Origin of the sequence: Pseudomonas sp. 478 (genome assembly GCF_003254125.1) — a bacterium.
GTDB lineage: Bacteria > Pseudomonadota > Gammaproteobacteria > Pseudomonadales > Pseudomonadaceae > Aquipseudomonas.
Genome location: NZ_QKZG01000019.1, coordinates 64,055 through 89,780, shown reverse-complemented (window position 1 = coordinate 89,780; position 25,726 = coordinate 64,055). Strand labels below are relative to the sequence as shown.

The following is a 25,726-nucleotide window of genomic DNA, read 5'->3' as shown; positions in this document are numbered from 1 at the left end:
TGATTGGTGTGTGCCGCAGATGGTAGCTTCACAATAAAACCCTGTGGGAGCGGGCTTGCCCGCGAAGGCGGCCTGGAGGGCGCCGCAATTACAACTTGATCAACACCGATTTCAACTCGGTGTAATGCTCAATCGCCGCATACCCCATCTCGCGCCCCACCCCGGACATCTTGTACCCACCAAACGGTAACGCCGGGTCCAGCGCGCTGTGGCAATTGACCCACACCGAACCGGACTTGATCCGCGGAATCATCCGGTGCACCGCCGCCAGATCGTTCGACCAGATACTCGCCCCAAGCCCATACGGACTGTCATTGGCCATGCGCAACGCATCGGCTTCATCATCGAACGGAATCGCCACCAGCACCGGCCCGAAGATCTCTTCCTGCACCAACGAGTGCTTCTGATCGACATTCACAATCACCGTCGGTTTAACGAAGAACCCCGGCCCGAACTGCTCACCACCACAGGCGATCGTCGCGCCACTTTCCCGGCCCTTTTCGATGTACCCGTAAACCCGCTCCTGCTGACGCGCGGAGATCAGCGGGCCCATTTCCACTGTTGGGTCCAGGCCATTACCCAGTTTCATGGCATTGGCGATGTCGGCGATGTCCGCCACCACATTGTCGAAATGCTTACGCTGCACATACAGCCTGGAGCCTGCGCAGCACACCTGGCCCTGATTGAAGAAAATCGCGCTGGCGGCACCGGCAGCGGCGGACTTCAGGTCGGCGTCGGCCATGACGATGGTTGGCGATTTGCCGCCCAGTTCCAGGGTCACCCGGGTCATGGAATCCATGGCGATCTTGCCGATCTGCTTGCCCACGGCGGTGGAGCCGGTGAAGGTCAGCTTATCCACCAGCGGATTGTGGGTCAGGGCGGAACCGGCAGTGATGCCGGTGCCGGTGACCACGTTGAATACGCCTTCGGGATAACCGGCTTCCAGCACCAGTTCGGCGAGTTTCAACGCGGTCAGCGGGGTTTCGTCGGCGGGTTTGAGCACCACGGTGCAACCGGTGGCCAGGGCCGGGCCGAGTTTCCAGCAGGCCAGCAGCAGCGGGAAGTTCCAGGCGACGATGGCGCCGACCACGCCCACCGCTTCACGGCGAATGAAACTGTGGAATTGATCGTTGGGCATCAACGGCAACGACACTTCAACGCTGGAACCTTCGATCTTGGTCGCCCAACCGGCCATGTAGCGCAGGAAGTCGATGGACAGTTGCACGTCCATCACCTGGGCCACCGCCGCACTTTTGCCGTTGTTCAGGCATTCCAGTTGCGCCAGCAGTTCGGCGTCGCGTTCCATCAGGTCGGCGAGTTTCCACAGCAGGTTCTGCCGCTCCCGAGGTCGGGTGCGGGTCCAGGCCGAATCATCGAAGGCCTGACGGGCGGCGAGCACGGCGCGGTCGACGTCCTCAGGCGTGGCCCGTGGCACGACGCACAGCACTTCGCCGGTGGCCGGGTTGTGCAGGGACATGGTCTGGCCGTCGGCGGCCTCGACCCAGTCGCCGCCGATGAGCATGCGTGGGGCGCGCTGGATGAACGCCGAGGTGGCAGGAAGCAGATAAGGGAGCGACATGGCGAGGCCTCTTGTTGTTCGTGAGAACAGGGCTTTCGCAATGGCTGTGCCAAGTGCCCGCAAAGGCAGGACCGCCCTTGGTCGGCGGGGTTTTGGGGCACTCAAGGGAATCGCTGGTGCTGTGAGAATGTTGCAAATTGCGACAGCTATGAGACGACGAGCAACCGGGTTGCGACCTTGAGGTACCCATTATTGAGGGCTAGACTTTTCTGGATCGGTGGGTGAAGTGACGGACCGTTCATCCGGCAATACATCTGGCGTGAGGGAGGTAACGATGTTCCTTTCAACCCTGGAAATTCAAAACATCATTGAACACAGTTTTCTGCCGTCCGTGTGTACCTGCACCATGGCGGCGGACCAGTCCCTGACGATTCGGGTCTGCGACTGCATGACCGGCAAAGTGGATATAGTGGCCACCCACGTTCCCCTCTGGACACTGGACAGTCCCCATGCGATCGCGTCGCTGGTGGCGGACATGCAGCACGAGATCGATGTACACAAAAGCGTTCCCCCCACCTATGACATCTGAACCGGCGTCACGCCGCACCGTTGGAAGACGGTGCGGCCCGCGCCGATTGTTCAGGCTGCTGAAAACTTCCGGGTAATTTCCTCGAACGTGTCGCCATCCACGGCAGCCAACAGCTTTCGGTCGTCCTTGAGCGTCGCCAGAAAGGTCACTTCGGTTTCCTTGCCGGCCAGCATGAATCCGGCAATTGCACCGATGGGCCCCAACAGCATGGCCCCGGCCACGCCAAAGCCGATGGCATCCTTGATGTTGTTGATCGAATCCTCGTTGGCCACTTCCATGCTCTTGAACGATGAGAGCGGGAGGGTAATGCCGGGCCATGGGTGAAGCGACGTCCTGAGGGTGAAAACGCCGTCTCTGTACTCTCCATCACCCTGCAGAAAGTCCCCCGCCAGGACAGTGATGCTTGCCATGTTTTTATCCCCTGGTGGCAATCGGTGAACGACCATTTCGCGCTTGCAGGGGAGCGACGTCAATCGTCGGCCGATGAGCTGTTCCGGTCAGGCCATCTATGCTTGTCTCAGACTGCAACACCTGTCGCGATATTAGACGCAGGTGATCTCGTTCAGCGCTGTCGCAACGTATTGATTTTCTCGTAACTCCTTGATTCAAAAGCTAATCGGCAAGCTGGCACGCTCCGTGTATTGCTCATTGCAGACGTTTCTCTTGCCTCCGTCAGCGGTGCGCCGCCGACGGCAGAAACCATAAAAACGATAAGCCACAAAAATAAGAAAGCACCGTGCGAGGTTCGACGTTGATGAAGAGAAAACTCCGATCAGGCCTGAGTGCCAGTCTGCTGGCCGTGGCCGCTTGTGTGGCGCTGCATTCGCCTTACAGCCTGGCAGCCCGCGACGCTCAGACCATCCTCAAGGAAACCTGTCAGGGCTGTCATACCCCTGAAGCCGATAACGCCCTGAGCCGCATCAGTCACCAGCGTAAAACGCCGGAAGGCTGGCTGATGAGCATCGCCCGCATGCAAACCATGCACGGTTTGCAGATCAGCGATGACGACCGCCGCACCCTGGTCAAATACCTGGCCGACACCCAGGGCCTGGCCCCAAGCGAGACCGATGGCGTGCGTTATGCGCTGGAGCGTCGACTCAATACCGTCGAGAAGTTCGACGACCAGACCAGCCAGATGTGCGGCCGCTGCCACTCCGGTGCGCGGGTCGCGCTGCAACGACGCCCGGCCCAGGAATGGGAGCGTCTGGTGAACTTCCACCTCGGCCAATGGCCGTCCCTGGAATACCAGGCGCTGGCTCGCGACCGCGACTGGTTCGACCTTGCTCGAAAAGACATGGTGCCGCTGCTGGCCAAACGTTATCCGCTGGACAACCCGGCCTGGAAAAAATGGCTGAGCAGCGCGCCAAAAGCCGAAGCGCTGGTGGGTGACTGGAGCTTCAGCGGCCACTTGCCGGGCAAGGGTGAATTGGCCGGCGTGATGAGCGTCACGGCCGATGGCAGCGACACGTTCAAGGTCAGCGTCAAAGGCCAATACGCCGACGGCAGCCCATTCAATGGCGACGGCAGTGCGATTCTCTACACCGGCTACGAATGGCGCGGCAACGTGACCATCGACGGCGTGACCATGCGCCAGGTGTTCGCCGCCCAAGGCAATGCCATGCAGGGCCGGATGTTCGAGGCCGAGCACGATGAGCGGGGCCTGGACTTCGTCGCTGCCAAGCAAGGCAGCAGCCGTTTGCTGGCGGTGCAGCCGGGTTATCTGAAGGCTGGCGCTGAAACTGAAGTGACCCTTGTCGGCAGCGGTCTCACCGGCAAACCGAACTTCGGCAAAGGCGTGGAAGTGGTCGAAGTCATCGAGCAGAGCCCGGAGCGCATCAAGGTCAAACTCAAGGCCGCCGCCAATGCCCAACCGGGTCTGCGCAATGTCACCGTCGGCACGCTGAAAGGCCCGACCCTGTCGGTCTACAGCAAAATCGCCGAAGTCAAAGTCGTGCCCGAGTTCTCGGTGGCGCGGATCGGCGAGGGCGGTGGTTCGACGCCGAAAGTCCAGGGCCGCTTTGATGCCGAAGCCTGGGGCAAGGGCACCGACGGCAAGCCGTATCGCATCGGCGTGTTCCCGGCGCAGTGGTCGGTCGAAGCGTTCGACGACCGCGCCAAGGAAGACGAGGACGTCAAGTTCGCCGGCACCATGCAGGCTGACAGCGGCGTGTTCACACCGGGCGATGCCGGGCCAAACCCGCAGCGCAAAATGTCCACCAACAATGCCGGCAACCTCAAGGTGATCGCCGCCGTCGACGATGCAGGGAAATCCCTGAGCGGCGAAGGCCACATGATCGTCACCGTGCAACGCTGGAACAATCCACCCATTCCATGAGTTGGCTGATTTGTAGGGTTTCAGACACTTTTTTGGAATGACCGCAGGCCCCGTAGAACGGGGTTTGCACAGGAGGTTGCAATGGGCGCTATTTTGAATCTGGTCGAGCGGAATCTGCACGAAGTGCACGTCGATGCCGACCGCATGCTGTTTCACATCCCCAGCAGTTCGCTGTTCGCCAGCGATGAGCTGACCGGCACCATCATCGATACCTTGCGCGGTCCCGGTTGTTCATCTGAGGACCTGATCCAGCGCTTGGCCGCGCGCTTCAACGGTGAAGAAATCACCGAGACCCTGCGCGAGCTGATGGCCCTGGAGCTGGTCAGCGACGGTTCGCCGCTGACCCCGGACATCGGCACCAAACGCGTCGAGCGCACGGCGATCAATACCGTGGTGCTCAACGTCAACACCGGCTGCAATCTGAGCTGCACCTACTGCTACAAGGAAGACCTGGACAAGCCATCGGCCGGCAAGAAAATGGACGTCGAAACGGCGGTCGCCTCGGTGGAAATGCTGCTGCGTGAATCGCCGGACGAGGAGCGTTTCACCGTGGTGTTTTTCGGCGGTGAGCCGCTGAGCAATCGCAAGCTGATCGAGTACATGGTCGATTATTGCGAGAAGCGTTTCCGCGAGGCCGGCAAGTTCGTCGAGTTCGTCATGACCACCAACGCGACGCTGCTCACCGAAGAGACCGTGGACTACCTCAACGCCCACCGTTTTGGCCTGTCAGTCAGTATCGACGGACCGAAAACCGTGCACGACCGCAACCGCATTACCGTGGGCGGGCAGGGCACGTACGACGTGGTGCGGCGCAAGGCTGAAATGCTGCTGTCGCGCTACAACAGTCGTCCGGTCGGTGCCCGCGTGACCCTGACCACCGGCGTTACCGACGTCGAAACCATCTGGGATCACCTGTTCAACGAACTGGGTTTTGCCGAAGTCGGCTTTGCCCCGGTGACCTCCGGTGACATCAGCACCTTCAACCTGTCCAGCGATGAGCTGATCGAAGTCTTCGCCAACATGAAGAAACTCGGCCGACGTTATCTGGAAGCGGCGCTGGAACACCGCAATATCGGTTTCTCCAATTTGCACCAGCTGATCACCGACATCCACGAAGGCCACAAAAAAGCTCTGCCCTGCGGCGCGGGCCTGAAGATGCTGGCGGTGGATCACAAGGGCGAATTGAATCTGTGCCACCGCTTTACCGGCTCGAGCCTGCCGACGTTCGGCAACGTCCACAGCGGTGTGAAGCAGGTGGAGTTGAACGACTTCCTGTCCCAACGCCTGGACCGTACCAACACCGGTTGCGAGGACTGCCAGATCCGCAACCTCTGCTCCGGCGGCTGCTATCACGAGAGCTACGCCCGTTACGGCGACCCGACCCACCCGACCTATCACTACTGCGAACTGATGCGTGACTGGGTCGACTTCGGCATCGAGGTCTACACCCGGATCATGGCCCACAACCCTGCGTTTATCAGCAGCTACATCACTCCGCGCAAGGCTCACTGATATGAAACATCTCAAGGCAATTAATAATAAAGCGCTGAAACTCGATGAGGCCGCGGCCGAAAACCGCATCGAAGAGGTGGTGGCGATGAGTTCCGTCGCCGGCTGCGCCTCGACCACCGACCCGGGTTGGGAAATCGACGCCTTTGGCGGTGTGTCGTCGCTGTGCCAGCCGATGGAAGCCGACCTTTACGGTTGTTCCGACCCTTGCTGGTGGCCGGCCCAGGTGCCCGACATGATGAGCACTTACCCGGACTGGAACAAGGATGCCCAGGCGTCCAATGAAAACTGGCGCAACCTCGGGACTGTCTTTCCAAAAGACAAGTAATCGGACAGAGAAGGATTCCAGCATGCGTAATATCAAAGCCTGCGGCCTGGCCGCATTCGCCGTCCTGAGTACCTGTTCGCTCACTGTTCTGGCCGACGAAAACACTGCACTGCAAGACGGTCACGAGTACATGTTGACCACCAATTACCCGAACAACCTGCACGTCATCGACCTGGCCACCGACACCTTGTTCAAGACCTGCAAGATGCCGGATGCCTTCGGTCCCGGCACCGTTCAGTTGTCGCCGGACCGTAAGACCGCCTATGTGCTGAACAATCACTACGCGGATGTCTACGGCGTTGAAATCGACAGCTGCAAGCAGGTGTTTCACGCCAGCATCACTCAGAAACCGGGGGAGAAAGCGAGGTCCATGTTCGCCTTCACCCTCAGCCACGACGGCAAGGAATTGTTCACCATTGCCAACCCGACGTTGATGCTCAATGACCGCTATGAAGTGCAGCAACCACGGCTCGATGTGTACGCCACCGACGCCGGTATGGACGCCAAACCCGTGCGCAGTTTCCCGGCGCCTCGGCAGCTGACGATCATGCAGAGTGGTGACGACGGCACGCTGTACGTGGCCGGGGCGGACGTCTACAAGGTTGATGTGAAAACCGGCAAGTTCGACGTGCTAATCCCCAGCCGCCACTGGAAACGCCCGAACTACAGCGCGCCGGACGTGCTCTACGTGTGGAACCAGCAGACTTATCGCCATGACTTCTCGCTGCTCTACACCGCCGCGAAATTCAAGGACAAGAAGCAGGACCCGTTGACCGCCGAGTACCTTTACGGGCTGTTCAGCATCGACCTGAAAACCGGCAAGACCGAAACCACCGACTTCGGCCCTCTGACGGAAATCTACTTCAGCGGCATGCGCTCGCCGAAGGATCCGAACCTGATGTTCGGCGTGCTCAACCGTTTGGCGAAGTACGACATCAAGGAGAAGAAAATGCTCCAGGCAGCGACGCTGGATCATTCCTACTACTGCATTTCGTTCAACAAGGACGGCAGCAAGATTTATCTGGCGGGGACGTTTAACGATGTGGCGATTTTTGATCCCGAGAGCATGAAGCAGATTGGCAATATCAAGTTGCCGGGTGGGGATATGGCGATCACGACTGCGCAGATATTTGTCCGATAACCTCGGTGCTTGAACTGGCGCCTTCGCGGGCAAGCCCGCTCCCACATGGGTCTATGTTGAACACAAACCTTGTGTACGACGCAGATCCACTGTGGGAGCGGGCTTGCCCGCGAAGAGGCCCTCAAAGGCACCCAAGCATCAAGCCCCAGGCACCGGACAACTCAAATCCCCCTCCTGACACTTCAAGTAGTTCTTGAAAGTCTCCACCCGCGCCTTGGTCAACTCAGTGACACAGTTGCTATAGATCAGCGGATACACACTCCCGCCTTCCACCCCGGCGCTCGAGAACTTGCACTCGGCATCCCGAAACGCAATCCACGAACGCTGCGCCCCGATCAGCAGCTTTTTGCTGTCGGGGTTGCTCTTCAAACGTTCATTGATCTGCTGGTAAAGCGTATTCAACTCCTTGTCCGCCGTCTTGTGCTGCTGCGCCGCGCACTCATTCATCGTCGCCTGATCGGCGGCGTTGTCGCAGTCCGCAGCATAAGCGGCGGTGGCGAACAGCAGAGGCGTCAGTGCCAGAAGAAAGCGTGGGTGCATGGGGATTCTCGCTGTGACAGGAAAGTTGGGATGCAGTTTAGTGCTGTATTCGACCCTTTATGTTTGCCATTCAGGGCATTTTTTAATCGATTCATAAGCAAGCCACGGCACGTCATGTGTCGTCCAGATATGCGCCTGAGGCGTCATTTGCGGGTCATCGTCCAGTGTCGCCACACGAACAATGACGTGGGGTTGGGCCAAGCGTTCAGCCATCAAGTGTGAACCGCAGACTGAACAGAAATGCCGAAGTTTGCCCGGTGACGATTCGTAACTGCTCAGGCGGTCCTGGCCTTTGGTCCAGCGAAAATGTTCGCGCATGACCCCGGCTGTCGAGGCGAATGCCGCCGCGTGTGCCTTGCGACAGGTTTGGCAGTGGCAATGACTGATGGGCATGTCGAGGCTATCGAGTTCGTATTCGATGGCTTTGCACAAGCAGCTGCCATACAGGCTATTCATCGCGTGCTCCTGATTGCGTGAGGGTGAAGCTGCATGAATCGTCCTTGTCTGAGTCAACTTCGTCCTGAACGTTAGCAGTTTCGGGCGCTGAGTTTCGTCTTCAAGCCAGAACTTACACCTTGAAATGCAGCCGAATATTTCAGGTAGGGTTGATTGCGATACCCAATTGATACAACTTTAGGGTTGGTCTTGTGGTCTTACAGGCCTACTGTTCAGTACAGGAGGTGACTTATGAATCCAGCATCAGATCGCATTGAAAGAAAGATCCTGCTCAAAACGCCACGCTCGCAGGTCTGGCGCGTGCTGGCCAATGCCGAAGCCTTTGGACAGTGGTTTGGTGTGGCGCTGGAAGGCAAGCGTTTTGTCGCCGGTGAGTGGACCCAGGGGCAGATTACGTACCCGGGTTATGAGCACTTGCTGTGGAACGTACTGGTGGAGCGGGTCGAGCCGGAACGGGTGTTTTCGTTTCGCTGGCATCCGTACGCGATCGAGCCCGATATCGATTACTCCCAGGAACCCACCACACTGGTGAAGTTCGAGCTCGAAGACATGGATGAAGGCACGTTACTCAAGGTCACCGAGTCCGGTTTCGATCACATCCCTCAGACGCGCCGGCTCAAGGCGTTCCGCATGGACAGTCGCGGCTGGGATGAGCAGATGAGCAATATCGAAGAATTTCTCAAGGTCAGTGCCAAGCAACGCGAGCGCCAGGAAGAGTGATCGCGGCATGAACTCGCGGCTTCAATGCTTGAAACCTTACCCGTCTAAGGGTTTTCGGAAGGGCGGCTATAGCGAATGTCCTACACGCGATAGTAGCTATGTCGTCTATTGCACATTGGATCCGAAGCGTAATCTAGCCTCATCAACCGAAACACAGGAAGTGTTCGGGATCACGGATGATCGACCATAAGCAAGGAATCGCTGCCGACAGGGAGTCGTAATGGTCTTGGGAAAAACCCGCTTCGGCGGGTTTTTTTTCGCCTGCCGAAAAGGCCTTGGCCGTTGCTACAGGAGAGGGCTTCAAGGCTGAAATGGTCAATGGCTTACACCCACAGGTGGGTATGTCCTCTGTTTACCCTTAAGCGATGTGTTTATTCTGGATCCATCAACTGAGTCGCAGGAAGCGCTCAGGATCAAGGATGATCGACCATTGGCCAGGATGGCTGCCGACAGGATGTCGAAATGGTCTTGAGAAACCCGCTTAGGCGGGTTTTTTTATGGGCGATGGAAAATCCTCGGTGCATCATTTTGGCCGGGTGAACGGCAGCCAGGCATTGGCTGCCGGTCGGGATGGATCAGCGTGCTGACAACCGATCGAGTTTCGCCGCTGCACGCTCAGTGATTTGCGAGCGCAGTTTCAACGACGCAGCGGCGCGTTCACGGGCTTCCTCCAGCACGCTGACCGGAGCCGTTTCAGGGCTGCCCGAGGTAAACGGCGGAGCCGGGGCGTATTCGAGCTGCAACTGCACCAGCTCTGCCGTGTCCTTATCGAACAACTCCGCGGCCAGGGTCAGGGCAAAATCGATGCCCGCGGTGATCCCGCCACCGGTCAGAAGATTGCCGTCGCGCACCACTCGATCCTTCACCGGGATCGCTCCCAAAGGCGCCAACAATTCGTGATAGGCCCAGTGAGTGGTGGCGCGTTTGCCTTTCAACAGACCCGCCGCACCGAGCACCAGCGCACCGGTACACACCGATGTCACGTAACGCGCGGTGGCCGCCTGCGTCTTGATGAAGGCCAGCGTCTGTTCATCCTCCATCAATGGCCCGACGCCACCGCCGCCGGGAATGCAGATCACATCCAGCTTCGGGCAATCGTCGAACGTGGTGGTCGGTTTCAGCACCAGGCCGGTGCTCGCGGTGACGGGCATCAGGTCCTTCCAGATCAAATGCACCTTCACGTCCGGCAGCGAGGCCAGTACGTCGTAAGGGCCGGTGAGGTCCAGTTGCTGAACCTGTGGAAACAACAGAAAACCGATCTGCAACGTCATGGCATTTTTCTCATGAAGTGGGTGGACGACTTCACTTTAGGCTCGTAGGATTTGGCGTATACGCCAATAACCCCACGAATTACGCCAATCATGCCGAAAACCATTCACGTGCTCGCCTTTGCCAATGTGCAATTGCTCGACGTCACCGGGCCGTTGCAGGTGTTCGCATCTGCCAACGATATTTCCCGCCAGCAAGGTTTTCCGCCACCTTATGCGCCGTCGGTGATTGCCAGCGGCGGCGGGGCGGTGATGTCGTCGGCGGGGTTGGCGCTGTTGGCCGAGCCGTTGCCCGAAGAGGCCAGTGACACGTTGATCATTGCCGGTGGCTGGGGCGTTTACGATGCGGCGCAAGACGAACCGCTGGTGGCGTGGGTACGTGAACACGCGACGGGGTGTCGGCGGGTATCGTCGGTGTGCACCGGGGCATTTTTGCTGGCGGCCAGCGGCTGGCTCGATGGCCGGCGGGTGGTCACTCATTGGACCCGTTGCGAGCAGTTGGCGCAGCAGCATCCGCGGCTGCAGGTTGAACCCAATCCGATTTTCATCAATGACGGTCCGGTCTGGACCTCGGCCGGGGTCACTGCCGGTATCGATCTGGCGCTGGCCATGGTGGAAGAGGATCTCGGCCGCACGATGGCCCTGGAAGTCGCCCGGCAACTGGTGGTGTTCCTGAAACGTCCCGGCGGCCAGTCGCAGTTCAGCGTCACCCTCTCTTTGCAAAAGGAAGGCAACCGTTTCGACGAACTTCATGCCTGGATCAGCGAAAACCTCACCAAGGATTTGGGCATCCCGACCCTGGCCTTGCAGGCCGGCATGAGCGAACGCAGCTTCGTCCGCCATTACCGCGCCGACACCGGCCAGACTCCGGCCCGGGCCATCGAACTGATTCGGGTCGAGACCGCCCGACGTTTGCTCAGCGATACCGGCGTACCGATCAAACGGGTGGCGGTGCAATGCGGATTCGGCAGCGAAGAGACGCTTCGACGCAGTTTTCTGCGGGCCATGGGCGTGACTCCGCAGGCCTATCGAGAACGTTTCAGCGTCAGCCCTCCAGCAGATCCGGTAACGCTCTGACCGTTGCCTCGGGCGCTTCTTCGGGAATGTTATGCCTGACCCCGCCGGTGAAGTGGGCGATGCCTTCGCCTGTTTTTCCTAGGCTTCAATTTCCGCCACCTGATTGAAGTACTTCGACCGGTCCGGCGTAAACGTCACCACCATGTTGGTTCGCGAACAGGTCAATGCCCGTTCTTCACTCAAATCGATATCCAGATCTTCCCCGCGCAACCCTTGCCACTGGGCGAGGTACTTGAGGGATCCGTATTTTTCGAGTTTTTTCAGGCTGCGGCTGACGCCACCTTTCCAGCCCAGCACCGGCAGTTCGCCGGCAAGGCAGCGTTGGACGAGTTCGGGGAAACGGGCGGCGCGTTGGCGGCCGATTTCCCAGCATTTGATCAGGCCCTTGTCCTGGCCTTCCCACAATTCATCGCGGTTCAGGCCTGAGCGGAGTGGGGTGTCGATGCTGCGGTGGATGCGCTGGGTCATTCGGGTTCCTTGAATTCGGGTTTTGTTGGACAGCTCCGCTGTACCCGTTGACGGTCGATGGTAGGGGGGGATGTTACGGCTGGCAACAAAGGATTTTCTGGTAGTGAACGCGGGTTTTGTTTATGAAATGTAAGGCTTTGGCCTACACAAAACCTGTGGCGCGGTCTCAAGGCTGCCAGAAACTCTTCTCCCCACTCAATTTCCGATCCAGAAAACACGCCGCACTGATCAGGGCCAAATGCGTCAGCGCTTGCGGCGTATTCCCCAGATGCCGCGCATGGCTGTCGAACTCTTCGGCGTACAACCCCAGCGGGTTCGCATACCTCAGCAACTGTTCAAATTCCAGATGCGCCTTTTCCACCCGTCCGGCGCGGGCCAGGCATTCGACGTACCAGAATGAACACGCGGCGAAGGCGCCTTCGGTGCCGTCGAGGCCATCGATCCGGGCGTCGTCATTGCGATAGCGGTAAACCATGCCGTCGCGCACCAGATTCTTTTCGATGGCGTCGAGGGTCGCGAGCCAGCGCGGGTCTTTGGCGCTGACGAAGCGCACCAGCGGCATTAGCAGCATTGAGCCATCGAGCGCGGTACCGCCGATGTACTGGACGAAGTGCCCGCATTCTTCGCTCCAGAAGTTTTCCCAGATGTCAGCGTAGATCGCTTGTCGGGTCTGGTCCCAGCGGGCGAACGGGGCGGGCAGTGAGCGTTTTGAGGCGAGGCGAATGGCTCGATCCAGTGCGACCCAGCACATCAGCCGCGAGTGCAGGAAGTGATGCTGCTCGCCGCGCATTTCCCAGATGCCGACGTCCTCTTGCTCCCAGGTTTCGCAGACCTGATCGACCACTTCCACGGTATGTTTCCAGCCTTCATGGGAGATGGCGTCGCCGTATTTGTTGACCAGGTACACCGCGTCCATCAGCTCGCCGAAGATGTCGAGTTGGATCTGGTCGTAAGCCTGATTGCCGATCCGTACCGGTGTTGCGCCGCCATGGCCGGAGAGATGCGAGAGTTCGGTTTCCGGCAGTTCCTGGCGACCATCGATGGCGTAGAGGATGTTGAGCTTCATCGATTTGCCGTGGCAATCACTGACCCGCCCGCGCAGCCAGCGCATGTAATCGTTGGCCTCCTGGACGAAGCCCAGGCGCATGAACGCGTAGACGGTGAACGAGGCATCGCGGATCCATGTGTAGCGGTAATCCCAATTGCGCTCGCCGCCAGGTGTTTCCGGCAGGCCGAAGGTCGCGGCGGCGAGGATTGCGCCGTGTTTGCGCGAGGTCAGCAACTTCAGCGCCAGGGCCGAGCGATTGACCATTTCCCGCCAGCGACCCCGGTAGTTGGATTGGCCGATCCAGTCGCGCCAGAACTTCAGGGTGCGCTCCAGAGAGATCGCGGCGGCGCCTTCCTTGAACCGTGGGTCGGCGATACCGCCGAGCAGGAACTCGGCGCTCTGGTCCTGTTCGAGGGTGAATTCGGCGACTGCCGCATGGCCGTCTATACGCAAAGCCTGATCCGAAGACAGGCGCAGGGACGGCTGATCGGCGGCTTCGAAGGTCACGTCTTCTTCATCCATGCGTGCGCGGGTCTTGGCGCGAGCGTAGTCATGACGCACGGCGCAGCGCATGTGAAACGTTGCCTGGCCGCTGACCACACGCACCCGGCGCATCAGCATCGGCGTGTCATCTTCGCTGTCGCCGATGGGCAGCAGGTCGGTGACTTCGACGACTGCGCGGTCGCTGAGCCAACGGGTTTGCAGCACATTGGTGTCGGGCAGGTAAATCTGCTCGCGGCGAGCGTCGGGTAAATCCGGGGACAGTTGGAAAATCCCGGCCTCAGGGGTGTCCAGCAGCGAGCAGAAGATTGACGGGCTGTCGAATTCCGGCCAGCAGAAAAAGTCCACGCTGCCCTTGTCGTTGACCAGTGCCACGCTGCGCATGTCGCCGATGATGCCATGGGCATCGATAGCGCTTTGTCGTTCGGGATGATGATCAGCCATTGCCGCGAAACTCCGGATAAAGGCCCAGGGTGACTTGTTGGTCGAGGGAAATCAGAGCGTTGAGTGGAGGGCCTAACTAGCTGACAGGTTTGGGGAGCCTAGAGTTCAGCGCCCAGATCAAGGCCTTCACATTCAACCAACAATTGCCTGCTTTCCCCTCAATCAAGCTTATGGCAACTTGCAGGCCCTTGTTGAGACCCGCACCTATGGCAAACCCTTACCGCGAGCTGTTCAAAGCCCCAGGCAGCAGCGCTTTTGTGCTGGCCGGGATGATCGCGCGCATGCCGATTTCCATGACCGGCATCGGCCTGATCACCATGCTCTCGCAACTGCAGGGCGGGTATGGACTGGCTGGCGCAGTGGCGGCGACGTTTGCTCTGGCCACGGCATTTTGTGCGCCGCAGGTTTCGCGGCTGGTGGACCGCTTCGGGCAGCGTCGGATCTTGCCGGTCTCGGCGCTGATCGGTGGCGGGGCGTTGTTGCTGGTGTTGCTTTGCACGCGCTTGCAGGCGCCGCAGTGGACGTTGTTTGTGTTCGCCGCGCTGGCTGGTTGCATGCCGAGCATGTCGGCGATGGTGCGAGCACGCTGGACCGAGGTGTATCGCGGCCAGCCTGAACTGCAAACCGCCTATGCGTTGGAGTCGGTGCTGGACGAGGTCTGTTTTATCGTCGGGCCGCCCCTGTCGGTGGGATTGTGCGTGGTGGCGTTCCCCGAGGCCGGGCCGTTGGCGGCGTTGTTGATGCTGGCGATCGGAGTGACGGCGTTTGTGCTGCAACGTGACACCGAGCCGGCGATTCATCCCCATGAAGACCATCATCAGGTCTCGATCATTCGTTCCAGCGAGATTCAGTTGCTGATGCTGTTGATGGTCGCCATGGGCACCATCGTCGGTGTGGTGGACGTGGTCAGCGTGGCGTTCGCCCAGCAGCAGGGCCAGCCGGCGGCGGCGAGCATTGTGTTGTCGGTGTATGCCATCGGCTCGTGCCTGGCCGGTTTGGCGTTCGGGGCGTTGCGTTCGAAACTGCCGTTGCCGCAACTGTTCCTGTACGGCGGGGTGGCGACGGCGGTGACTACGCTGCCGTTGCTGCTGGCGACGGACATTCTCGGGCTGTCGCTGGCGGTGTTCGTCGCAGGGCTGTTCTTTGCGCCGACGCTGATTGTGGCGATGGCGTTGGTGGAGCGCATCGTGCCGCCGGCCAAACTCACTGAAGGCCTGACCTGGCTGGTGACCGGGTTGAGTATCGGCGTGGCGATGGGCGCGGCCAGTTCGGGTTGGCTTATCGATGCATTTGGAGCCCAGAGCGGATTCTGGGTCGCCGTCGCCGCTGGCGCCGTGGTGCTCGGTTCCGCAGTGCAAAGTTATCGCCACTTGAAATAAAGAACGAATGTGGGAGCGGGCTTGCTCGCGAATGCGGTGTGTCAGTCAACGTTGATGTTGTTTGACCCACCGCATTCGCGAGCAAGCCCGCTCCCACATGGGATCTTCGACTAATTCAAGACCTGCCTCATCCGTTCTCTTAACAGACAACTTTCTGAGGTAAACCCGGTGACCCAGCTGACATTGCTCTGCCTGCCCTATTCGGGCGCGAGTGCCATGGTCTACAGCCGCTGGCGGCGCAAACTGCCGGAGTGGCTCAAGCTGCAACCCGTGGAGTTGCCGGGACGTGGCGCCCGGTTCGGCGAACCTTTGCACACCGACATGCGACGTCTGGCGCTGCAACTCGCGCAGGAACAAAAAGCCACGCTCAAGGCGCCGTACGCGCTGTTCGGTCACAGCCTTGGCGCGTTGCTCGCCTGTGAGATGGCCCACGCGTTTCGCTCGCTGGGCTGCCCGGAACCGGTGGCGCTGTTTGCTTCGGGAACGGCTGCACCGACACTGCGGGCTGACTACGACCGGGGTTTCGCCGAGCCCAAAACCGATGCTGAATTGATCGAGCAATTGCGCACCCTCAACGGCACCCGTGAAGAGGTGCTGGCCAACGACGAGCTGATGAGCCTGACGTTGCCAGTGCTGCGCGCGGACTTTCTATTGTGCGGACGTTTCGAACCGCAGCAGCGCCCTTTGCTCAAGTGCCCGATCCATGTGCTCGGCGGCAAGGCTGATCGCACCACCACCGAACAGTTGATCGGCTGGAGCAAGGAAACCCACGGCAGTTTCTCGGTGGACATGCTTGCGGGCGGACACTTCTTTATCCACGAGCACGAAGCCAAGGTGTTGCGGGTGATCAAGGATCAACTGGAAGTTCATCATCGGCGGCATGCCATGGCCGCCAGCGCCTGACGCAATCCCAGCCGTCACTCAATCCCTGTGGGAGCGGGCTTGCTCGCGAAGGCGATGGCACAGTCAAAAACACTGTCGCCTGACACACCGCCTTCGCGAGCAAGCCCGCTCCCACATTTGGTCTCGGTCGTATACAGATTCTGTGTTCACTGAAGATCGACTGTGGGAGCGGCCTTGCTCGCGAAGAGGCCCTGAAGAACAGCACAAATCCAGAATCCTGAACCCTTCCTGAAGAACCCCGCAATTCCCCCTCCACACGGCTTTGCATCGTTTACTCTGCAGAAATCGGGGCGTAAGCTTCGCGCGTTTTCAATCAATAGCGGAGACCCACAGTGGGTACTTGTTCGAGTGACAGTAGTCGGCCGGTTTCGATAACCGGCACCTTCCCGGCAAGATAACGCGCAACCTTTTTTGCCGTTGTCTCGCCTAAAAAGCGAGCAGCGGCATCCCGATCGCGGCCAGTCCTGGTCCGTGTCCCGACGTCACTCTCATCGACGCTGAACCGTGCGTGATGTTCGACTTTGTGTCGCCATCGCGGCGTATCGACACGCCTGCTTGAAGGTTTCCCGGCTGACCCTGGGGGAACTGCCATGAACCTGACCCTGCTCAAAGAATTCTTCGCCGGATTCCTGCGCACCCGCCACATCGCCCGACACTTTCGTCGCCTGGCGCTGCTGGAAAACTTCACCGACACCGCGGTCAGCCGCGAGGTGCCGCCCACCCTGGCGCAAACCCTGGTGAGCGCCGCCAACAGCGACATCGGCCAACTGCTGAACAACCTCGGCAGCCACACTGATGGCCTGAGCGAACTCGAAGCCGATGCACTGCGCGTGCAATACGGCCTCAACGAAGTCGAGCACGAACAGCCTCTGCCCTGGTGGACCCATTTGTGGCACTGCTACAAGAACCCGTTCAACCTGCTGCTGACCTTGCTTGCGGTCATCTCCTGGCTGACCGAAGACATGAAAGCCGCCATCGTGATTTTCTCCATGGTGGTGCTCTCGACCTTGCTGCGCTTCTGGCAGGAGACCAAATCCAACCAGGCCGCCGACGCGCTCAAGGCGATGGTGAGCAACACCGCCACGGTGTTGCGTCGGGATGCGTCGCGCACCGAGCTGCCGATCAAGCAACTGGTGCCAGGCGACCTGATCGTGCTCTCGGCTGGCGACATGATTCCCGCCGATTGCCGGGTGATCGGCGCCAAGGATTTGTTCGTCAGCCAGGCCGCGATGACCGGCGAATCAATGCCGGTGGAAAAATTCCGCCGTCAGCAGAACAGTGACACCAGCAACCCGCTGGACCTCGACAACATCCTGTTCATGGGCACCAACGTGGTGTCCGGCACGGCCATGGCGGTGATCCTCACCACCGGCAATAACACCTATTTCGGTGCCTTGGCCCAGCGGGTCGGCGCTACCGATCGCGCACCCACTTCATTCCAGACGGGCGTCAACAAAGTCAGCTGGCTGCTCATCCGGTTCATGTTCGTCATGGCGCCGCTGGTGCTGTTCATCAACGGCTTCACCAAAGGTGACTGGACCCAGGCGCTGCTGTTCGCGCTGTCGATTGCCGTGGGCCTGACCCCGGAAATGCTGCCGATGATCGTCACCTCGACCCTGGCCAAGGGCGCGGTGTTCCTGTCGCGTAAGAAAGTCATCGTCAAACGCCTCGACGCGATCCAGAACTTCGGCGCGATGGACGTGCTGTGCACCGACAAGACCGGCACCTTGACTCAGGACAAGATCTTTCTGGCGCGTAACGTCGATGTGTGGGGCAACGATTCCGATGACGTATTGGAAATGGCCTACCTCAACAGCTACTACCAGACCGGCCTGAAAAACCTGCTGGACGTGGCGGTGCTCGAACACGTGGAAGTCCACCGTGAACTGAAAGTCGGCACCGCGTTTCGCAAGGTCGATGAGATCCCGTTCGACTTCACTCGCCGGCGCATGTCGGTGGTGGTCGCCGAGCGCGATCATTCGCACCTGCTGATCTGCAAGGGCGCGGTGGAAGAAGTGCTGGCGGTGTGCACGCGGGTGCGTCACGGCGAGTTAGATGAAGCACTGAGCGATGAACTGTTGGCGCGGATTCGTCAGGTCACCGAATCGTTCAACGCCGAAGGACTTCGTGTCGTTGCCGTTGCCGCACGGCCAATGAGTGAAGGGCGCGATACCTACAGCCTGGCGGATGAACAGGCGCTGACGCTGATCGGTTACGTGGCGTTTCTCGATCCACCCAAGGAAAGCACCGCGCCGGCGCTCAAGGCATTGGCCGCTCACGGCGTGGCCGTGAAAGTGCTGACCGGCGACAACGAACTGGTGACCGCGAAGATCTGCCGCGAAGTCGGCCTGGAACAACAAGGCCTGCTGATGGGCAACGACATCGAGCGCATGAGCGACGCCGAACTGGCGGTGGCGGTGGAGAGCACCAACGTCTTCGCCAAACTCACTCCGTCGCACAAGGAACGCATCGTGCGTTTGCTCAAGGGCAACGGTCATGTGGTCGGCTTCATGGGCGACGGCATCAACGACGCGCCAGCGCTGCGCACCGCCGACATCGGCATTTCGGTGGACAGCGCCGTGGACATCGCCAAGGAAGCGGCGGACATCATCCTGCTGGAGAAAAGCCTGATGGTGCTGGAGGAGGGCGTGCTGGAAGGGCGTCGGACCTTCGCCAACATGCTCAAGTACATCAAAATGACTGCCAGCTCGAACTTCGGCAACGTGTTCTCGGTGCTGGTGGCCAGTGCGTTCATCCCGTTCCTGCCGATGCTGCCGATGCACCTGCTAGTGCAGAACCTGCTCTATGACATTTCGCAGATCGCCATCCCGTTCGATAACGTCGACGAGGACATGCTGAAAACACCACAACGCTGGCAGCCAGCCGATGTCGGGCGTTTCATGCTGTTTTTCGGGCCGATCAGCTCGATCTTCGACATCACCACGTTTGCCTTGATGTGGTACGTCTTCGATGCCAATACCCCGGATCATCAAACCCTGTTCCAGTCCGGCTGGTTCGTGGTCGGGCTGCTGACCCAGACGCTGATCGTGCACATGATCCGCACGCCGAAAATCCCGTTCCTGCAAAGCCGCGCAGCGATGCCACTGATGGTGATGACTGGAATCATCATGGCCGTCGGCATCTTCCTGCCGATGGGACCGCTGGCGCACTACTTCAAATTGCAGGCGCTGCCGTCGCTGTACTTCGCGTTCCTGCCGGTGATTCTGCTGGCGTACATGGGCCTGACGCAGGCAGTGAAAGGATTTTATGTTCGCCGGTTTGGCTGGCAGTAATGCTGCCAAATGTAGGAGCAAGGCTTGCCCGCGATGAACGATGACGCGGTTTAACTGATACACCGCGTCATCGTTCATCGCGGGCAAGCCTTGCTCCTACAGAAAATCGTACTAAGGCTGAAGTGAAGCGTCCCTGTTTTTAGGAAAAGTCCTACAGAAAGCTCGATGGGTCTTCCGTAGCCTTGCGGCCTCACGAATTCGATACCCTCCTGGGGGCCCACGTTGTCGAACAAAGCCTTACGTATCCTGATCGCCGACGAGTTGCATTTTCACCGCATGAAGGTCGAGCGATTGTTCAATCAACTCGACTATTACCGGATAGCACCGGTGCACAGCCTTGAAGAGCTGTTGACTCTGGTCGAATACAGTCGCGAGCCATTTGATCTGGTGGTCATCAATGCCTCGCTGGCCGGCGGGGCGTTGAACCTGTTCGATTTTTTCCTTGATAACCAGCAGGTTCATCACGCCTTGATCTATGACGGTCAGCAGGCGCAACTGCCGCCCATTCCTGCCTGCGTTCAACAGAGGGTTGAGGTGAGCCACGCAATATTGCCTGATCTGGCGTCCATTACGCGGCTGATGGCGATCATCGACCCTTGTCTACCGTTCGTCGGTACTGTCATTTCTGTCAGGTAGTTGCGCCCGGTTTTCCATGCAAAAGTCTTTGCGCAGCCGGTGCGATCAACCGGGCCGGGCTCATTGGCATTGATTATTCAATCGTCGTTTTTGTTGCTCAGGGAGTTGCCATGAAGTCAGTGCTGATTGTGGACGATCATCCGGTGGTTCGCGCCGCAGTCAAAATCGTACTGGTGCAGGAAGGTTTCAAGCAGATATACGAAGCGGCGTGTGGTAATGAGGTTTTGCCGAAGATCCGCGAACACAAGCCTGATCTGGTGGTACTGGATTTGGTGATGCCCTCGCTCGACGGGCTGGATGTACTGGCGCGGATCAAGACCAGTGGGGTGCCCTGTCGAGTACTGGTCTTCACGTCCCAGGAACCCACGTTTTATCAGGATCGTTGCATGCATGCCGGCGCCGCAGGCTATATCGCCAAGACCAATGACTTGCAGCACTTGCACAGAGCCGTGCACGCCGTGATGGGCGGTTACACCTATTTCGCCCAGCTACCCTCAGCGTCGGTGTCGCTGAACTCGATACAACTGAGTGAAAAACAGATGATCGATAAACTCTCCGACCGGGAACTGACGATCTTTCAGCATCTGGCCCGGGGCATCAGTAACAAGGCGATCGCTGAAATCATGCACTTGAGTCACAAGACCGTCAGCACCTACAAGACCCGTCTGATTGGAAAACTCAACGTGGAATCAGCGGTGTACTTGAGGGATTTTGCCAAGCGTAATCATCTGATCTGAGTGAGCCCGATCATGCGCAATTGTTTGTGGGCTCTGTTGCTGTTCTGTGGACTGGGAGCACCGGTGACCGCGGCCGATGAGCCAACGCTTTTGCATGTGCTGGGACATTCCGCGGTGGAGGATTATCAGGTCCAGCTGGATGAAAAAGACTGGCAGTGGTTGCGTGGCAAACGCGTCTTGCGCCTCGGGGTGTCGGGGCCGGACTATCCACCGTTCGAGATCACGCGAAACGTTGATGAGCTGGAAGGCATCACCGCAGACTATGCCGCCCTGTTGGGGCAACTGCTGCACGTCAAAATCGACGTGCTTCGTTATCGCACACGCGAGGCGGCCATGGAGGCGCTCAAGCGCGATGATCTGGACCTGCTCGGTACGTCCAACAACTTTGAGGCGGCTGACCCGCAGCTGATCCGATCCAGTGCCTATGCCGAAGATCAGCCGATGCTGGTTACCCGCCTGGACGACTGGATGCCTGCCGACCTCGCGGGCAAACGCATTGCCATGGTCGATGACTATCTGCAGGCGCAGACTGTCGAAGCCTTCTATCCCGATGCGAGCTTGCAACGCTACCCCTCGGCACTCGACGCGATCGGGGCGGTGGCGTTCGGGCAGGATGATGTGTACCTCGGGGACTTCATCAGCGCCAATTACCTCATCAATAACAACTACCTCAGCAACGTACGCCTGGTGGGGCCTTCCGGCCTGGACGCCAATCCGTTCGGCTTTGCCTTCAGCCGGGGCAACCCTCGTCTGAAGAGCATTGTCGATAAGGCTCTGGCGGCAATTTCCATGGATCAGCGCACGGCCATCGAGCAGCGCTGGAGTGCCGGAAGAGCCAACATGGCGGGTCAAGAGCGAGTCCGTTTGAGCGCCAGTGAGCAACGTTGGCTGGATCAACATCCGACGGTGCAAGTGGGTGCCGTCGAGAGCTTTGCACCGCTGACTTTTTACGATGCACAGGGACAACTCAGCGGGTTGACCGCGCAATTGCTGACCCTGATCAGCCAGCGCAGCGGCTTGACCTTCAAGGTGCAGCGGGGCAACTCCCTCGATCTGCAGATCCAGCAACTCAAGGACGGCACGATCGACGTGTTACCGGTGGTCACGCCCGGTATCGAACGCGAAGCCGAACTGCGTTTCACTCGGGCCTACCTGAACAATCCGTTTGTACTGGTCAGTGCGAGCACCCCGGGAAGCCCCAGGACCCTGGATGATATGGCCGGTAAACGCCTGGCGATTTATCGCGGTCATCCGTTGCTCGGGTTCATCCGCGCTCGGGCGCCCACTGTACGTCTGGTCGAAGTGGCGAGTCCGGCGCAGGGGATGGAATGGGTGATCAAGGGCCAGGCCGACGGGGCCGTCAGCTCATTGATCGTGGCTCGGTATCTGGTCACCCGGCAATACCGCGAGCGTCTGCGGATCAGCAGCACCGTGGGGGATGAACCGGCGCGTATCGCTCTGGCCACCAGCCGTGGTGCGCTGGAGTTGCACTCGATTCTGAACAAGGCACTGCTGAGCATTTCGCCCCGGGAGATGGATGAGCTGTTAGCCCGCTGGAGCAACGATGTGGTGGTCGATGACAGCTACTGGCTGCGTCATCGCCAACGCATTCTCCAGGCGTTTGCCGCGGCGGGCGTTTTGTTGTTGCTCGCACTGGCCTGGATTGCCTGGCAGCGTCGGCAGATCACTCAACGTCAACAACTGCTCGCGCAATTGCAGGATGCCAAGAACGCCGCCGACGACGCCAACCGCGCCAAAACCACCTTTCTGGCGACCATGAGTCATGAAATCCGCACACCGATGAATGCCCTGATCGGCATGCTCGAACTGGCGCTGAAGCGAGCGCAAGAGGGCTTCACTGATCGCTCCGCCATCGAAGTGGCATCCAATGCCGCGCAGCAATTGCTGGCGCTGATCGGCGACATCCTGGACATCGCCCGCATCGAGTCCGGGCATTTGTCGCTGACCCCTGAGCGGGCCAATCTACGCACGCTGGTGGAGTCGGTATGCCGGGTTTTCGAAGGCCTGGCACGGCAGAAGAACTTGCAGTGGCGGGTCGAATTGGCCGAACACAGCGATCGTGACGTGTTAGTCGACCCCACGCGCTTCAAGCAGGTGCTGTCCAATCTGCTGAGCAACGCGATCAAGTTCACCCGTGAAGGTGAGGTGAGTCTGACACTGCGAGTGGAGCCCGGTATAGCGGGACATCTGGCAGTCAATGTGCGTATTGAGGACAGCGGCATCGGTGTCAGTGTGGTCGATCAGCAACGGCTGTTCAGCCCGTTCGTGCAGGCCGGTAACAGCCAGCAGTCAGGCCACAATGGCTCCGGTCTGGGACTGGTGATCAGCCGCACGCTGTGCGAAATGATGGGCGGCCGATTGCAGCTCGACAGCGTCCTCGGACTGGGTACGCAAGTCGACATCAGCGTTGATCTGATTGCGTTGCAACCGTTGACCTGCGGCGAGTGTGCCGATAGCGGATTGCAGGTGACCACTCGTCTGCTGACGATTCTGGTGGTCGACGATTACCCGGCCAATCGATTGTTGCTGTCGCGGCAGCTGAGTTACCTGGGGCATCAGGTGCTGGAGGCTGAGAATGGCGAGCAGGGTCTTGTGAAGTGGCGCGAGCATGAGCTCGATTTGGTCATCACCGATTGCAACATGCCGGTGGTCAATGGTTATGAGTTGGCGGGTGCGATTCGCGATGAAGAGCGCGCCAATGGTTTGCCTCCCACGCTGATTCTGGGGTTTAGCGCCAATGCGCAGCCGGAGGAAAAGATCCGTTGCCTTGAAGCGGGCATGGACGACTGTCTGTTCAAACCGATCCGGCTGGCAGATTTGAGTGCGTGGCTGGCATCCCGATTTGTGAATGAGCCGCCAGCACCGGTTGCAGAAAAATCAACGTTCGAAATCGACCTGACCGGCCTGGAGCTCTACGTCGGTGAAGACCGGACGCTGATCAATCAGTTGTTGCACGAACTGGCCGAGACCAATCGCTATGATCGCGATGATCTGCTTGCTGCGCACGTCATTGGCAATCGTCACCGGCTGCAAGACCTGGCGCACCGCATCAAAGGGGGGGCGCGGATGGTTCGTGCAAAACGTTTGATCGAGTGCTGCGAACATCTGGAACGTGCCTGCGCCGAAGGGCGCGCGGCGTTGATTGACGAGGCCGTCGATCAATTGCAACACGCCATGGCACGCCTGGATCAGAGCCTCAAGCAAGATTGACGCTTAATCCCACTGGGGCGCGATGCCCTTAGGGCTGGTCAGTCGTTGGCCACGATCCAGACCCGCAATCAGCGCCATGTCGGCATCGCTCAAGGTCAGTGTGCGGGCGTGCAGGTTGCTTTGCAGGTTGGCGCGTTTGGTCGACGAGGGGATCACTGCGTAACCCAGTTGCATGGCCCAGGCCAACGTGACGTGTGCCGGCGTCGCCTGCAGGCGATCGGCGATCTGCTGGATCACCGGGTCTTTCAGAACTTCGCCGTAAGCGAGGGTCATGTACGAGGTGATCTGGATGCCCTGGCTCTGCGCGAATTCGACGACCTTGCGGTTTTGCAGGTACGGGTGCAGTTCGATCTGGTTGGTCGCGATGTGTTCGGCACCGACCGCGGCGATCGCCTGTTTCATCAGGTCGACGGTGAAGTTGGACACGCCGATCTGCCGGGTCAGGCCCAGTTGTTTGGCTTCGAGCAGGGCGCCCATGAATTCCTCGACCGGCACTTGATCTTCCGGGGACGGCCAATGGATCAGTGTCAGGTCCAGGTAGTCGGTTTGCAGCTTTTGCAGACTTTCCTTGAGGCTGTCGATCAGGCGATCCCTGGCGAAGTTGGCCACCCAGATCTTGCTGGTGATGAACAACTCGTCACGGGCGATGCCACTGGCGGCAATGGCTTCGCCGACCTCGGCTTCGTTCTCGTAGATTTGCGCGGTATCGATGACTCGATAGCCCAGTTCCAGGCCAGTGCTCACCGAATCGATGACCACCTGGCCTTGCAAGCGAAACGTACCAAGGCCGAATGCGGGAATAGACATCAATGACTCCAGGGGTTGCAGTGGGAATGGGCACGAGTATCCCCGCCCGCCCCCATGGGAAAAACCGCTGGTGGGGCAAAGCAATGTTTACCGCAAGTCATGAATGGGGGCCGCCGGGGAATTGATGGTGTTTGGTCTGGCGCCTTCGCGAGCAAGCCCGCTCCCACATTTAACCGCATTCCCATACGACAACTCGGTCGAATGTGGGAGCGGGCTTGCTCGCGAAAGCCGCGACTCGGTTTAATGCCTTACCCCCGCGCCTCAAGAATCATGCAAGTCGTCGACCCCGTCGCATACAACCGCCCATCCACGTCATAAATCCGCCCCTCGGCCAACGCCGTCGAGCGCCCCAGATGAACAATCTTGCCCTCGGCCCGCACCGGTCCGCTGGCACCGTTCAGCGCACGAACATAGCTGATGCGCAAATCCAGCGTCGTATAACCCTGACCCTTTTTCAGCTGCGTATGAATCGCACAGCCCATGCACGAATCCAGCAACGTCGCGGCATAGCCGCCATGCACGCTGCCCAACGGGTTGTAATGCCGTGAATCCGGCGTGCCCTGAAAGATGAACATTCCGGCGGACCATTCGATCGGGATGAAGTCCATCAGCGTGCCGATGGGTGGTGAGGGCAGTTCACCGTTGCCGATGCCTTCGAAAAACTCGGCGGGTGACAGGGCGCTGACCTCGGCCATGGACAGACTGCCCGGGCCGGCGAGGCGATCGCGCATGGCCTGTTCCTGGGCGATCCATTGAGCGAGCGTGGCTTCGCGGTTCGGGCTTTGCATGGGCATGTC

22 protein-coding genes and 1 pseudogene are annotated in these 25,726 nt (G+C 59.5%); 13 read left to right on the top strand and 10 right to left on the bottom strand.

What is annotated here, in order from left to right; all coding sequences use genetic code 11:
* Positions 1–88: 88 nt before the first annotated feature.
* Positions 89–1,579: an aldehyde dehydrogenase gene (locus tag DFS28_RS28745; RefSeq protein WP_111452478.1), complete on the bottom strand. Its 1,491-nt coding sequence runs from the start codon at positions 1,577–1,579 to the stop codon at positions 89–91.
* Between the two features lie 274 nt (positions 1,580–1,853).
* Between DFS28_RS28745 and DFS28_RS28740 the strand changes: the two genes are divergently transcribed.
* Positions 1,854–2,108 carry a DUF1652 domain-containing protein gene (locus DFS28_RS28740; protein ID WP_046048402.1) on the top strand — a complete coding sequence of 85 codons (255 nt, stop codon included), beginning with the start codon at positions 1,854–1,856 and terminating at the stop codon, positions 2,106–2,108.
* Between the two features lie 50 nt (positions 2,109–2,158).
* Here the strand turns inward: DFS28_RS28740 and DFS28_RS28735 are convergent, their stop codons facing one another.
* On the bottom strand, positions 2,159–2,518 hold the full coding sequence (locus DFS28_RS28735) for a hypothetical protein (RefSeq protein ID WP_111452477.1): 360 nt from the start codon (positions 2,516–2,518) through the stop codon (positions 2,159–2,161).
* Between the two features lie 344 nt (positions 2,519–2,862).
* Between DFS28_RS28735 and peaA the strand changes: the two genes are divergently transcribed.
* The 4 genes from peaA (at position 2,863) to peaD (ending at position 7,421) form a co-directional block, all read left to right on the top strand.
* Positions 2,863–4,443, top strand: a complete 1,581-nt coding sequence (peaA, locus tag DFS28_RS28730; RefSeq protein ID WP_008145339.1) for a quinohemoprotein amine dehydrogenase subunit alpha — start codon at positions 2,863–2,865, stop codon at positions 4,441–4,443.
* A gap of 81 nt (positions 4,444–4,524) precedes the next feature.
* A complete protein-coding gene (gene peaB / locus DFS28_RS28725) occupies positions 4,525–5,955 on the top strand; it encodes a quinohemoprotein amine dehydrogenase maturation protein (protein ID WP_111452476.1) in 1,431 nt (476 codons plus the stop codon).
* Position 5,956: 1 nt separating this feature from the next.
* Entirely contained in the window at positions 5,957–6,280 is a 324-nt protein-coding gene (gene qhpC, locus DFS28_RS28720) for a quinohemoprotein amine dehydrogenase subunit gamma (RefSeq protein ID WP_008145336.1), read from the top strand.
* Between the two features lie 22 nt (positions 6,281–6,302).
* Positions 6,303–7,421: a quinohemoprotein amine dehydrogenase subunit beta gene (gene peaD, locus DFS28_RS28715; RefSeq protein WP_111452475.1), complete on the top strand. Its 1,119-nt coding sequence runs from the start codon at positions 6,303–6,305 to the stop codon at positions 7,419–7,421.
* Positions 7,422–7,559: 138 nt separating this feature from the next.
* On the opposite strand, the gene DFS28_RS28710 is transcribed toward peaD, so the two are convergent.
* Together DFS28_RS28710 and DFS28_RS28705 are read right to left on the bottom strand one after the other, a co-directional pair.
* Positions 7,560–7,961: a lysozyme inhibitor LprI family protein gene (locus tag DFS28_RS28710; protein WP_111452474.1), complete on the bottom strand. Its 402-nt coding sequence runs from the start codon at positions 7,959–7,961 to the stop codon at positions 7,560–7,562.
* A gap of 57 nt (positions 7,962–8,018) precedes the next feature.
* The gene (locus DFS28_RS28705; RefSeq protein WP_111452473.1) at positions 8,019–8,417 is read right to left on the bottom strand and encodes a GFA family protein; all 399 of its coding nucleotides are present in this window, start codon (positions 8,415–8,417) and stop codon (positions 8,019–8,021) included.
* 231 nt (positions 8,418–8,648) lie between these two features.
* Between DFS28_RS28705 and DFS28_RS28700 the strand changes: the two genes are divergently transcribed.
* Complete coding sequence (locus DFS28_RS28700; RefSeq protein WP_008145327.1) at positions 8,649–9,137, top strand: SRPBCC family protein; 489 nt, start codon at positions 8,649–8,651, stop codon at positions 9,135–9,137.
* A gap of 575 nt (positions 9,138–9,712) precedes the next feature.
* Here the strand turns inward: DFS28_RS28700 and inhA are convergent.
* Positions 9,713–10,408 (bottom strand): isonitrile hydratase, encoded by a 696-nt coding sequence (gene inhA / locus DFS28_RS28695; RefSeq protein WP_111452472.1) that lies wholly within the window; start codon positions 10,406–10,408, stop codon positions 9,713–9,715.
* Positions 10,409–10,498: 90 nt separating this feature from the next.
* Here inhA and DFS28_RS28690 point away from each other — a divergent pair, with 90 nt between their 5' ends.
* On the top strand, positions 10,499–11,482 hold the full coding sequence (locus tag DFS28_RS28690; protein WP_111452471.1) for a GlxA family transcriptional regulator: 984 nt from the start codon (positions 10,499–10,501) through the stop codon (positions 11,480–11,482).
* Here DFS28_RS28690 and DFS28_RS31300 read toward each other — a convergent pair.
* The 3 genes and pseudogenes from DFS28_RS31300 to DFS28_RS28680 all read right to left on the bottom strand — a co-directional run.
* Positions 11,451–11,549, bottom strand: a pseudogene (locus DFS28_RS31300) (alpha/beta hydrolase); the annotation flags it as partial. The gene DFS28_RS28690 and the pseudogene DFS28_RS31300 sit on opposite strands and share 32 nt — an antisense overlap.
* Before the next feature lie 11 nt (positions 11,550–11,560).
* Positions 11,561–11,950 carry a hypothetical protein gene (locus DFS28_RS28685; protein WP_111452470.1) on the bottom strand — a complete coding sequence of 130 codons (390 nt, stop codon included), beginning with the start codon at positions 11,948–11,950 and terminating at the stop codon, positions 11,561–11,563.
* Positions 11,951–12,116: 166 nt separating this feature from the next.
* Positions 12,117–13,943: a glycoside hydrolase family 15 protein gene (locus DFS28_RS28680; protein ID WP_111452469.1), complete on the bottom strand. Its 1,827-nt coding sequence runs from the start codon at positions 13,941–13,943 to the stop codon at positions 12,117–12,119.
* Positions 13,944–14,149: 206 nt separating this feature from the next.
* On the opposite strand from DFS28_RS28680, the gene DFS28_RS28675 reads away from it, so the two are divergent.
* The 6 genes from DFS28_RS28675 (at position 14,150) to DFS28_RS28640 (ending at position 24,122) form a co-directional block, all read left to right on the top strand.
* A complete protein-coding gene (locus DFS28_RS28675; protein ID WP_111452468.1) occupies positions 14,150–15,322 on the top strand; it encodes an MFS transporter in 1,173 nt (390 codons plus the stop codon).
* A 168-nt stretch (positions 15,323–15,490) separates the two neighbouring features.
* A complete protein-coding gene (locus tag DFS28_RS28665) occupies positions 15,491–16,225 on the top strand; it encodes a thioesterase II family protein (protein WP_111452467.1) in 735 nt (244 codons plus the stop codon).
* 590 nt (positions 16,226–16,815) lie between these two features.
* Positions 16,816–19,518 (top strand): magnesium-translocating P-type ATPase, encoded by a 2,703-nt coding sequence (gene mgtA, locus DFS28_RS28655; protein ID WP_111452466.1) that lies wholly within the window; start codon positions 16,816–16,818, stop codon positions 19,516–19,518.
* Between the two features lie 222 nt (positions 19,519–19,740).
* The gene (locus tag DFS28_RS28650; protein WP_111452465.1) at positions 19,741–20,154 is read left to right on the top strand and encodes a response regulator; all 414 of its coding nucleotides are present in this window, start codon (positions 19,741–19,743) and stop codon (positions 20,152–20,154) included.
* Positions 20,155–20,264: 110 nt separating this feature from the next.
* Positions 20,265–20,891 carry a response regulator transcription factor gene (locus tag DFS28_RS28645; RefSeq protein ID WP_111452464.1) on the top strand — a complete coding sequence of 209 codons (627 nt, stop codon included), beginning with the start codon at positions 20,265–20,267 and terminating at the stop codon, positions 20,889–20,891.
* Between the two features lie 12 nt (positions 20,892–20,903).
* Positions 20,904–24,122, top strand: a complete 3,219-nt coding sequence (locus DFS28_RS28640) for a transporter substrate-binding domain-containing protein (protein ID WP_111452463.1) — start codon at positions 20,904–20,906, stop codon at positions 24,120–24,122.
* Between the two features lie 3 nt (positions 24,123–24,125).
* On the opposite strand, the gene dkgB is transcribed toward DFS28_RS28640, so the two are convergent.
* Positions 24,126–24,929, bottom strand: coding sequence for a 2,5-didehydrogluconate reductase DkgB (gene dkgB / locus DFS28_RS28635; protein WP_111452462.1), 804 nt, complete (start codon positions 24,927–24,929; stop codon positions 24,126–24,128).
* Between the two features lie 248 nt (positions 24,930–25,177).
* Entirely contained in the window at positions 25,178–25,717 is a 540-nt protein-coding gene (locus DFS28_RS28630; protein ID WP_111452461.1) for a PaaI family thioesterase, read from the bottom strand.
* Positions 25,718–25,726: the final 9 nt, after the last annotated feature.

Bases quoted from the DNA above. Each gene is read 5' to 3' on its own strand.
- DFS28_RS28710 (WP_111452474.1), bottom strand. From the start codon at position 7,961: ATGCACCCACGCTTTCTTCTGGCACTGACGCCTCTGCTGTTCGCCACC.
- DFS28_RS28640 (WP_111452463.1), top strand. From the start codon at position 20,904: ATGCGCAATTGTTTGTGGGCTCTGTTGCTGTTCTGTGGACTGGGAGCA.
- inhA (WP_111452472.1), bottom strand. From the start codon at position 10,408: ATGACGTTGCAGATCGGTTTTCTGTTGTTTCCACAGGTTCAGCAACTG.
- DFS28_RS28740 (WP_046048402.1), top strand. From the start codon at position 1,854: ATGTTCCTTTCAACCCTGGAAATTCAAAACATCATTGAACACAGTTTT.
- DFS28_RS28630 (WP_111452461.1), bottom strand. From the start codon at position 25,717: ATGCAAAGCCCGAACCGCGAAGCCACGCTCGCTCAATGGATCGCCCAG.
- peaD (WP_111452475.1), top strand. From the start codon at position 6,303: ATGCGTAATATCAAAGCCTGCGGCCTGGCCGCATTCGCCGTCCTGAGT.
- DFS28_RS28745 (WP_111452478.1), bottom strand. From the start codon at position 1,579: ATGTCGCTCCCTTATCTGCTTCCTGCCACCTCGGCGTTCATCCAGCGC.
- DFS28_RS28680 (WP_111452469.1), bottom strand. From the start codon at position 13,943: ATGGCTGATCATCATCCCGAACGACAAAGCGCTATCGATGCCCATGGC.
- DFS28_RS28735 (WP_111452477.1), bottom strand. From the start codon at position 2,518: ATGGCAAGCATCACTGTCCTGGCGGGGGACTTTCTGCAGGGTGATGGA.
- DFS28_RS28690 (WP_111452471.1), top strand. From the start codon at position 10,499: ATGCCGAAAACCATTCACGTGCTCGCCTTTGCCAATGTGCAATTGCTC.
- peaB (WP_111452476.1), top strand. From the start codon at position 4,525: ATGGGCGCTATTTTGAATCTGGTCGAGCGGAATCTGCACGAAGTGCAC.
- dkgB (WP_111452462.1), bottom strand. From the start codon at position 24,929: ATGTCTATTCCCGCATTCGGCCTTGGTACGTTTCGCTTGCAAGGCCAG.
- qhpC (WP_008145336.1), top strand. From the start codon at position 5,957: ATGAAACATCTCAAGGCAATTAATAATAAAGCGCTGAAACTCGATGAG.
- DFS28_RS28645 (WP_111452464.1), top strand. From the start codon at position 20,265: ATGAAGTCAGTGCTGATTGTGGACGATCATCCGGTGGTTCGCGCCGCA.
- DFS28_RS28700 (WP_008145327.1), top strand. From the start codon at position 8,649: ATGAATCCAGCATCAGATCGCATTGAAAGAAAGATCCTGCTCAAAACG.
- peaA (WP_008145339.1), top strand. From the start codon at position 2,863: ATGAAGAGAAAACTCCGATCAGGCCTGAGTGCCAGTCTGCTGGCCGTG.
- DFS28_RS28675 (WP_111452468.1), top strand. From the start codon at position 14,150: ATGGCAAACCCTTACCGCGAGCTGTTCAAAGCCCCAGGCAGCAGCGCT.
- DFS28_RS28685 (WP_111452470.1), bottom strand. From the start codon at position 11,950: ATGACCCAGCGCATCCACCGCAGCATCGACACCCCACTCCGCTCAGGC.
- mgtA (WP_111452466.1), top strand. From the start codon at position 16,816: ATGAACCTGACCCTGCTCAAAGAATTCTTCGCCGGATTCCTGCGCACC.
- DFS28_RS28705 (WP_111452473.1), bottom strand. From the start codon at position 8,417: ATGAATAGCCTGTATGGCAGCTGCTTGTGCAAAGCCATCGAATACGAA.